Source organism: Porphyromonas gulae DSM 15663 (assembly GCF_000378065.1).
Taxonomy (GTDB): Bacteria; Bacteroidota; Bacteroidia; order Bacteroidales; family Porphyromonadaceae; genus Porphyromonas; species Porphyromonas gulae.
On the sequence record NZ_KB899160.1, the window covers coordinates 50,369 to 59,135 of the forward strand.

Consider the following 8,767-nt stretch of genomic DNA (forward strand, 5'->3'; position numbering starts at 1 on the left):
CTGCCTGTTGCCTCCGGTTACTACTTCACCATCCGACTCTTTTCTCAACCGTTGGGAAAAGTCTGTTTGTCGAGAAAGGGCAAATTGAGCTTTTCGAGCGTAAAACGGACAAATTGCGGTTCGTGTTTTCTGAAAAACTCGCGCCTAAAAAATTTCGTTTTGGTTCGAGAAATTTTTTCTTTTGGCGCGGGAAGCAAAAAATTCTCGCGCCACGTTTTTTCGCTCCGTGCGTGATCATTTTTTGGAACGTAAGAAGCTCAAAGAGGGGAGAGGCGAATCAAGAAGGAAATAGCACTGAGTCGGAACAAAAAAGCAGGATATGAATGCCGCTCTAATACAAATAGTGTCGCCGTATGGCTTCTTTCTAATTCTGATCTTCGTGGCGGCATCGGTAGCATTGAGACTTTCGGACAATTATCAACGGTGGTCAAATCATTATCTTTGCAGCAATTAGATACGAAAAAACAATCTGAACAATAATGGATAAACAATTCAAACGAACTCTTATCACCACGGCCCTTCCGTATGCCAATGGGCCTGTACATATCGGACACCTGGCCGGCGTCTACGTCCCGGCCGATATATATGCACGCTATCTGCGCCTGCGTGGCAGAGACTGCCTGCTGATCGGCGGATCGGATGAGCATGGCGTACCCATCGCCCTGAAAGCCAAGGCCGAGGGCTGTACTCCTCAGGAGGTCGTAGACCGTTACCACGAACAGATCAAGCGTTCGTTCGAGGGGCTGGGTATCTCCTTCGATATATACTCACGTACGACAAGCGATATGCATCGCCGTACGGCAAGCGACTTCTTCAAGACCTTGTATGAAAAGGGTGAGTTCGTGGAGCAGACGAGCGAGCAGTATTATGACGAAGAAGCCAAGCAATTCCTGGCCGACCGCTATATCACCGGTACTTGTCCGCACTGTAGCAACGATCGGGCTTACGGCGACCAGTGCGAAGCCTGCGGTACCTCGCTCAATGCCACTGACCTGATCAATCCCCGCAGTACGATATCCGGCAGTGCTCCCGTGCTGCGTGAGACGAAACACTGGTATTTGCCTCTGGACAAGCATGAGCCTTTCCTGAAAGAGTGGATCCTCGATGAACATAAGGAGTGGAAGAGCAACGTCTACGGCCAGTGCAAGAGTTGGCTGGATATGGGGCTGCAACCCCGTGCCGTGAGTCGCGATTTGGACTGGGGTATCCCCGTGCCGGTGGAGGGTGCCGAAGGAAAGGTGCTGTATGTATGGTTCGATGCTCCGATAGGCTATATCTCCAATACCAAAGAGCTGTGTCCCGATAGTTGGGAGACGTGGTGGAAGTCGGAAGATACCCGTCTCGTTCATTTTATCGGTAAGGACAATATTGTATTCCACTGTATCGTTTTTCCGGCCATGCTCCGAGCCGAAGGTTCGTTTATCCTGCCTGACAATGTACCTGCCAACGAGTTTCTCAACCTCGAAGGAGATAAGATTTCCACCAGTCGGAACTGGGCTGTCTGGCTGCATGAATACCTCGAAGAGTTCCCTGGCAAGCAGGATGTCCTGCGCTATGTGCTCACGGCCAACGCTCCCGAAACGAAGGACAACGACTTCACATGGCGCGACTTTCAGGCTCGCAACAACAACGAACTGGTAGCCATATTCGGCAATTTCGTGAACCGGGCATTGGTCCTTACTCATAAGTACTTCGGTGGTGCTGTGCCGGCCAAAGGCGAGCTGACGGATTACGACAGTCGCACGATAGAGGAGTTTGCAGCCGTGAAGCAGGCTTTGGAGCATCAGCTGGATACGTTCCACTTCCGCGAAGCCCTGAAAGAAGCGATGAATCTGGCACGTATAGGCAATAAATATCTGGCCGATACGGAACCTTGGAAGCTGGCAAAAACGGATATGAACCGTGTGGCTACGATCCTCAATCTGTCCCTGCAGATAACGGCCAATCTGGCTATCGCCTTCGAACCGTTCCTGCCTTTCTCCTCGGCAAAGCTCCTGTCTATGCTCTCCACCGACTGTCCTTTCGGCTGGGATCGTTTGGGTAGTACGGATCTCTTGCCCGAAGGTCATGTCTTGGGCAGTCCCGAATTGCTGTTCGAAAAGCTGGAGGACAGTGTGATAGATGCACAGATTCAGAAATTGCAGGCTACCAAGCTGGCCAACGAAAAGGCTGCCCATCAGGCTGCTCCGATAGCCGAAGACATTGCATTCGAGGACTTCCTCAAGCTGGACATCCGTGTGGGCACGGTGCTGGAGTGTGAGAAGGTGCCTAAGGCGGACAAGCTCTTGCGTTTTCGTATCGATGATGGTCTGGGTGGCCGGACGATCGTTTCGGGTATTGCCAAACACTATGCTCCGGAAGAGCTGGTAGGCAAGCAGGTATGCTTCATCGCCAATTTGCCTCCGCGCAAGCTCAAAGGTATCGAGTCCGAGGGCATGATCCTTTCGGCAGAGGATGCGGACGGATCGCTCAGGGTCATTGTGCCGGCAGCAGGAGTTGCCGCCGGTAGTCAGGTGAAATAGACTTTTAGAGGTACTACAGATCGTACGGTATGAAGAAGAGACTTCTCGGTTTACTTTCCGTCCTGCTTCCGCTGGCAGTGTTTCTCCTCGGTGGATGTGCAAGCAGGCAGGAGCATTCCCTTCGCATTATCCACACTACGGATCTTCACGGGAATGTATTCCCCACTGATTTCAAAGCTTTAAGACCGACTTCGGGTGGAATGTCGCGCTTGGCTTCCTTCCTGAAAGTTGCCCGGTCGGACAGATCGGAGTTGCTGCTCTTCGATGGTGGCGACGTATTGCAGGGCGATCCTACGGCCTACTATTATAACTACATGGACACGACGGGTACTCATCTTTTCTCCCGTGCGATGAACTACTTGCGCTATGATGCCGCCATACCGGGCAATCACGACATCGAGACCGGCCATGCCGTCTATGACAAATGGGTAGCCGGCTGCGACTTCCCTTTCTTGGCGGCAAACGCTATCGACACCGAGACCGGCAAGCCATATTGGGCTCCTTATACGGTTTTCGATCGGAACGGGCTGAGGGTGGCTCTGTTGGGCTTTATCACTCCGGCTATTCCTGAGTGGCTGCCGCAAAGCCTGTGGACGGGGATGCGATTCGACGATATAATCGAATCGGCCAAGTACTGGGTGCCGTTTGTGATTCAAGAGGAAAAACCGGACTTTGTCGTCTGCGTACTGCATTCCGGTAGGGAGAACGACAATGCGAACTACCTCGAAGACGCCGGTATGACCCTTGCGCGTGAAGTCGCAGGCATAGATCTACTGCTGCTCGGACATGATCATCAGGAGTACAGCCGGAGGGTGAAAGGAGGGGGAGCCGACTCCGTTCTCATTCTCAACCCGGCTAACCATTTGGACAAAGTGTCCGATGTGCGGCTCAGTCTCACTCGCAAAGGGGACAAGGTGCTGCACAAAAGAGTGGAAGGTGGCTTGACGGACATATCGCGGCTTACTCCCGATTCGGCCTTTATGGCGCATTTCTCCTTCGATGAAGCTGCCGTTCGCCGGTTTGTGAACGAGCCTATGTGTGTTTCCTCCACCGAAATAAGCTCTGCAGACGCACTGTTCGGCTCGTCTCCTTTCATGGATCTGATTCATCATGTGATGCTGAGCGAGTCCGGCGCGGATATATCATTTGCAGCTCCTCTCTTCACCAATACGGATTTGCCGGCGGATTCGATCTATATGTACCACATGTTCGCCATCTATCCGTACGAGAATTTTCTTTGCACGATGCAAATGACCGGCCGCGAAATACGTGACTATTTGGAGTTTTCCTATTCCCGATGGGTGGCGGATCCGACTCGGCAGAATGGTCATCTCATCCTGCTGAAAAAGGATGTCGTTGCTTCCGACCGCTTCAAAACGATGTATCCTTCCTTCAACTTCAGTGCGGCGGGAGGACTGCGCTATACCGTAGATGTGACCAAACCGATAGGGGAGAGAGTGCTCATCACAGAAGTGAGGGACAAGATGTCCGGCGATGGGGTATACAAGCCCTTTGCACTTGATAGCGTATACACGGTGGCTCTCAATTCATATCGAGCCAACGGTGGGGGCGGACTGATGACGGAAGGAGCCGGCATTGCACCCGAAGAACTGCGTGCTCGTCTCAAGAACTCTACAGCCGTGGATATCCGCCAAGCACTGATTCGCTATGTGCGCCGCACCGGTAGGGTAGAGGTGCCTCCTGTTTGCGATTGGCAATTTGTGCCGGCAGGATCAGTCAAGGAAGCGATCGCACGCGATCGGGAGTTTCTCTTCGGTAAGAGAAAGAAAACTACTCGATGACGCTGTGGATGGCTGTTGCCCTGCTTGTGCTGATCGCAGGCATGGCTTTTATGACGTTATGGAAGCCGAAAGATCCATGGCAGGCTGACAACCTGCCATCGGAAGGCTCTTCGGATCAGTTTCGTCGGAAGGGGATCATCGATGCCGATGCCTCACATTTGTTGGTGCCTGTGCCTGCCGCTGCGGATAGCCGTCCTTGTTTTCTCGTTATCGATACGGAGACGACCGGATTGCCTGCGGACGAAACGCAGTTCATGGTCGGAGCGGATGCGCCGGCACCCGTATCGGTCGGCTGGCAGTTGCTGGACTTTCGTTTCAGATGTATAGAGGAGGTCGTTTGCCGGCTGTCCACTGACGAACCGGTTTCACCAGAGGCTGCAGCTCTGCACGGCATCGCGGATGCTTCGCTACACGGCGATGATCCGCATGAGGTGTACGCACGTTTGCTTGGGGCTGTATCGAAAGCAAAAGTACTGTCTGCCCACAATCTGGCCTTTCACCGTTCTGTTTTGGTCTATGATATGAGACGGAGGGGATTCGATCCGTCTCCCTTGTTCTCCCTTGATGATTATTGTACGATGGAGGCGGGAGTCGATTTTACCCACTTGTACGGGAGCTGTGGAACGTGGAAGCTGCCACGCCTGACCGAGCTGTTCGGTGCCCTCTATTTCGGATTGCCGGGAGTTAGGACGACCTATCGCGAGAAGGTGCGGAACGATATACGTCTCGTAGGAGCATGTCTGCGTCGGATGAATCCGACCACGCCCTCGTTGGAGTAAGATCTCCGATTGGTGCGTGCGCAATTTGAGCAAAGCTAAAAAAAAGAAGGAGGGGGTGTTTACTCCCTCCTTTCCTTTTCGGATGAATCCAATATGGGGCGGATCAGATCCGGTACATCGATGTTCAGTGCTTTCACCTTTTCCAATTGCCTTCGACCTTCTTCCGTCAGATTGAAATAAATCTTTCGCTTGTCGTCATGTCCCAGCCTGCGCATGACCCACCCCCTGTCTTCTGCCGCCGCAAGCAGCTTGGAATTTTGGGCCGGCAATACGCCTATTTGTGCAGCTATTTCGGACGCTGATAGCGAATCATCGGCTATCACGCACAGGAGCATGGCCTGATTGAGATCGCATCCGGTGGAATCCAAAAGATTGGATTCCAATTCTCGGATGGCGACCATCAGCTTCTTCATCGTACAGATACACTCTACATTTTCCATCGGCTGGAAGGCGGTAGCCTCGATTGATTGTTACTGCACAAATTTAGATGAATAGATTGACGTTGGCTTCTTCCGCTCTATTCATGTAAGTGGCAACTCCGCCGATGCTTACCTCGTCGAGCAATTCTTCCCGACTGATCCCCATTACATCCATGGACATCTGACAGGCGATAAACTCTACGCCGTTTTCTAACGCCTGCTTGCGCATGCTCTCCAGTGAATCCACATGCTTTTCTTTCATGACCATGCGCATCATCTTCGCTCCTAAGCCGAACATGTTCATTTTGGACAGTCCCAGCCCTTTGCTGTTCTTCGGAAGCATCATGCCGAACATCTTGCCCCAAATGTCTTTCTTCGCTTTTACGGCGTGAGGCTTTTTGATGGCATTCAGACCCCAGAATGTAAAGAATATGGTCACCGGCTGTCCCGTCGCTGCTGCTCCATTGGCCAGTACGAATGTGGCCAAAGCCTTGTCCAGATCGTCACTGAAGAGAATGAATGTCTTGCCTTTGGATGGAGTCTCGCTCACACAAGTGCCCTCCTCCTTGCAAGCAGTCTTTTCGATGGTCACTTTGTATTTGCCCTTTATGGTCTCCTGTCGGATCAGATTGTGCCCGGTCGTGTCGCACCAAGCCTGAGCATCACGAGCAAATCCGGGGTCGGTAGCCAAGATGCAGAGCTGCTCTCCTACAGCTATTTGATCCATGGATTGTTTGAGCTTGAGGATCGGCCCCGGACAGGACATGCCGCAGGCATCCACCTCCAGTACCTGTGTATGAGAAGAAGGACTATCCTTCGCTGGAAGTTGTGCGGTCGCAGGTTTGGCAGCAGAACTGTAGTCTGCCGTTATAGTAGAATACAGACGGTAGCCGCCGATCAGGTTCCGTACATTTGAGAAGCCACACTGTCTCAGGATGTTCGAGGCGAAGTACCCTCTCATCCCCACGGTGCAATATACGTATATCGGCTTGTCGTGAGGGATTTCCCCTACGCGTGCCCTTATTTCCTCCACTGGCATACTGATTGCTCCGGGGATATGCTCTACCTCGTAGGCCTGTCTGGGGCGAGCATCTATGAGGGTTACTCGATTGGGATTGACCTCTTTCATTTCGCGCCAATGCAGAGGCTTCATACGACCTGTAATGATATTGTCGGCCACATATCCTGCCAAGGCTACCGGATCTTTGGCCGACGAGAATGGAGGAGCATAGGCTTGCTCCGTTTGCATCAGATCGGTGATTCCGCCTTTGCGCTTGATGATTTGAGCGATGGAGTCTATTCGCTTGTCCACGCCTTCTATGCCTACACACTGAGCACCGTAGAGAATACCGGTCTCGGGGTGGAAGGTGATTTTAAGCGTAAGCGGGTAGGCATCGGGATAATAGCCGGCATGGCTGTTGGGCTGTACCGTCACTGTCTCATAGGCAAGGCCTTCGCGCTTGAGAGCCTTTGCCGACAGCCCTGTAGCTGCAACCGTGAGGTCGAAAATCTTGGCGATAGCTGTTCCTATAGCTCCCTCATAGCTCCGGATGGTTTGGCCATGCATATTATCTGCTACGATACGCCCTTGTCGATTGGCCGGCCCTGCCAGGAAATTGGTCCACGGCTTTCCGGTGAGAGGGTGTGGGTATTCGATGGCGTCTCCGATGGCATAGATATCCGGATCGGATGTCTGGAGGTATTCATTCACTTGGATGCCACGTGCCGGTCCGATAGCCAACTGTGCATCGGCTGCCAGCTTTGTATTCGGACGTACTCCGATAGACAGAAGGATGAGTTCGGCCTCGATTTTTTCGCCCGAGTCAAGCGAAGCAGACAATACTTCTCTCTGTCTTTCGATGCTTTTCACCGCTTTTCCCAGATAGAGACCGATACCTTTTTCTTGCAGGTGGGCATGAACGATCGTTGCCATCGAGAAATCCACCGGTGCCATTACCTGTGGAGCCATCTCAACGACATTGACAGCAATGCCCAGCGCATGTAGGTTTTCGGCCATTTCCAAGCCGATAAATCCGCCTCCTACTACGATGGCACGCTTGACCTTGTGGGTGTCCAAATAACTTTTAATGGCATCTGTATCCTCCACATTGCGCAGTGTGAAGACTCCCGGGCTGTCTACCCCCGGCAGTGGAGGGACAAAAGGCAAGGCTCCGGGGGAAAGCAGCAATTTGTCATAGTGCTCGTTATATTCTCTGCCATTGGCTTCGCGCACTCTTATCTGCTTGTTGGATCGGTCGATGGACAGCACTTCACTCTGTACCCGAATATCCAGATTCAGTAGTTGGCCGAATTTTTCGGGTGTCTGCACGAAAAGATTTTCTCTCTCTTTGATTACCCCACCTATATAATACGGCAGACCGCAGTTGGCATACGATATATTCTGTCCTTTCTCGAACAGGATGATTTCTGCTTTTTCGTCTATTCTCCTTAGTCTGGCTGCTGCTGTAGCTCCTCCGGCGACTCCGCCTACGATTACGTATCTCATATTCGATTTCTTTTTTTGTTCGTTTTGCGGTGCAAACATACAAATAATTTCCAATGGAAAATATATTAACGTGAAAATATATGGCTGAAAAAATGAAAACCCATAATGGAGAACGGAATGAGAGCGGTGTCGGGAAGGACAGGTGGCAGCTCCAAGATGATATGCCTTGGATGTGTGGAAAGACGCGATTGTAGGACAGTCCCCAAAGGATGTAGAGACCACAAGGCCTGGCCACTGCTCCGATGTCCCGGTCAATAAGCTGCTGTTCCAGAAATACGCGTCTAAAATGCTTCGACTGTGGCGCGTGTTTTCTGAAAATGCGGAGCGAGAATTTTTTCGTTCTCGTGCGTAAATTTTTTGCTTCTCGAACCAAAACAAAAAAAATCTCGCGCCACCTTTTCAGGCGTCGCAAACGAGAAAATTCCCGCACGTAAACCAACCTGACGTGTACTGAAAAAAGTTGACAGTTGGGCGGGATCGTTCTACAATTGGTTTACTGGTTCTTTCTATAATTCTACTTTAGGTTGACAGCCCTTACCCTTAGGTCTAATTTCGGTTGACACGAGCAAAGTTAGCTTTTTGTCTGACATTCATTCTTCGGTATAGCTCGGGGGCAATCTCCGGCCAATGTTCGATCCTTGCCAGTAAGGGATTTTCAGACTCCGGTGTAATGACTTGCATAGGCGTTTTCGCCCTTAGAGCTTGATGTGGACGCGCCTCGTTGTACATGCGCACGGCT

General features: G+C 51.7%; 7 protein-coding genes and 2 pseudogenes. 4 read left to right on the forward strand and 5 right to left on the reverse strand.

Features of this window, described 5'->3' with window-relative positions:
- Positions 1-44 precede the first annotated feature (44 nt).
- Positions 45-197: a DUF1661 domain-containing protein gene (locus F452_RS13330; RefSeq protein WP_394331910.1), complete on the reverse strand. Its 153-nt coding sequence runs from the start codon at positions 195-197 to the stop codon at positions 45-47.
- A gap of 282 nt (positions 198-479) precedes the next feature.
- On the opposite strand from F452_RS13330, the gene metG reads away from it, so the two are divergent.
- From metG to F452_RS0105635, 3 genes are read left to right on the forward strand one after another with little or no spacing between them, the layout of a single operon-like run.
- On the forward strand, positions 480-2,522 hold the full coding sequence (gene metG, locus F452_RS0105625; protein ID WP_018965258.1) for a methionine--tRNA ligase: 2,043 nt from the start codon (positions 480-482) through the stop codon (positions 2,520-2,522).
- A gap of 29 nt (positions 2,523-2,551) precedes the next feature.
- Positions 2,552-4,324, forward strand: coding sequence for a bifunctional metallophosphatase/5'-nucleotidase (locus F452_RS0105630; protein ID WP_018965259.1), 1,773 nt, complete (start codon positions 2,552-2,554; stop codon positions 4,322-4,324).
- Positions 4,321-5,103: a 3'-5' exonuclease gene (locus F452_RS0105635; RefSeq protein WP_018965260.1), complete on the forward strand. Its 783-nt coding sequence runs from the start codon at positions 4,321-4,323 to the stop codon at positions 5,101-5,103. Before F452_RS0105630 ends, F452_RS0105635 begins: the two co-directional genes overlap by 4 nt.
- Positions 5,104-5,162: 59 nt before the next feature.
- On the opposite strand, the gene F452_RS0105640 is transcribed toward F452_RS0105635, so the two are convergent.
- The 3 genes and pseudogenes from F452_RS0105640 to F452_RS13335 form a co-directional block, all read right to left on the reverse strand.
- Positions 5,163-5,543: a winged helix DNA-binding protein gene (locus F452_RS0105640; RefSeq protein WP_018965261.1), complete on the reverse strand. Its 381-nt coding sequence runs from the start codon at positions 5,541-5,543 to the stop codon at positions 5,163-5,165.
- 43 nt (positions 5,544-5,586) lie between these two features.
- Positions 5,587-8,028 (reverse strand): FAD-dependent oxidoreductase, encoded by a 2,442-nt coding sequence (locus F452_RS0105645; protein ID WP_152567453.1) that lies wholly within the window; start codon positions 8,026-8,028, stop codon positions 5,587-5,589.
- A gap of 292 nt (positions 8,029-8,320) precedes the next feature.
- A pseudogene (locus tag F452_RS13335) lies at positions 8,321-8,401 on the reverse strand (DUF1661 domain-containing protein); the annotation flags it as partial.
- Here F452_RS13335 and F452_RS12750 point away from each other — a divergent pair.
- On the forward strand, positions 8,373-8,462 hold the full coding sequence (locus tag F452_RS12750; RefSeq protein WP_160216959.1) for a DUF1661 domain-containing protein: 90 nt from the start codon (positions 8,373-8,375) through the stop codon (positions 8,460-8,462). The pseudogene F452_RS13335 and the gene F452_RS12750 overlap by 29 nt on opposite strands.
- A gap of 112 nt (positions 8,463-8,574) precedes the next feature.
- Here the strand turns inward: F452_RS12750 and F452_RS11480 are convergent.
- Positions 8,575-8,767: pseudogene (locus F452_RS11480) on the reverse strand (IS3-like element ISPg5 family transposase); the annotation flags it as partial.

What these genes read in the sequence shown, in the direction of transcription:
- metG (WP_018965258.1), top strand. Translation starts at nt 480, where the DNA reads ATGGATAAACAATTCAAACGAACTCTTATCACCACGGCCCTTCCGTAT.
- F452_RS0105630 (WP_018965259.1), top strand. Translation starts at nt 2,552, where the DNA reads ATGAAGAAGAGACTTCTCGGTTTACTTTCCGTCCTGCTTCCGCTGGCA.
- F452_RS0105635 (WP_018965260.1), top strand. Translation starts at nt 4,321, where the DNA reads ATGACGCTGTGGATGGCTGTTGCCCTGCTTGTGCTGATCGCAGGCATG.
- F452_RS0105640 (WP_018965261.1), bottom strand. Translation starts at nt 5,543, where the DNA reads ATGGAAAATGTAGAGTGTATCTGTACGATGAAGAAGCTGATGGTCGCC.
- F452_RS0105645 (WP_152567453.1), bottom strand. Translation starts at nt 8,028, where the DNA reads ATGAGATACGTAATCGTAGGCGGAGTCGCCGGAGGAGCTACAGCAGCA.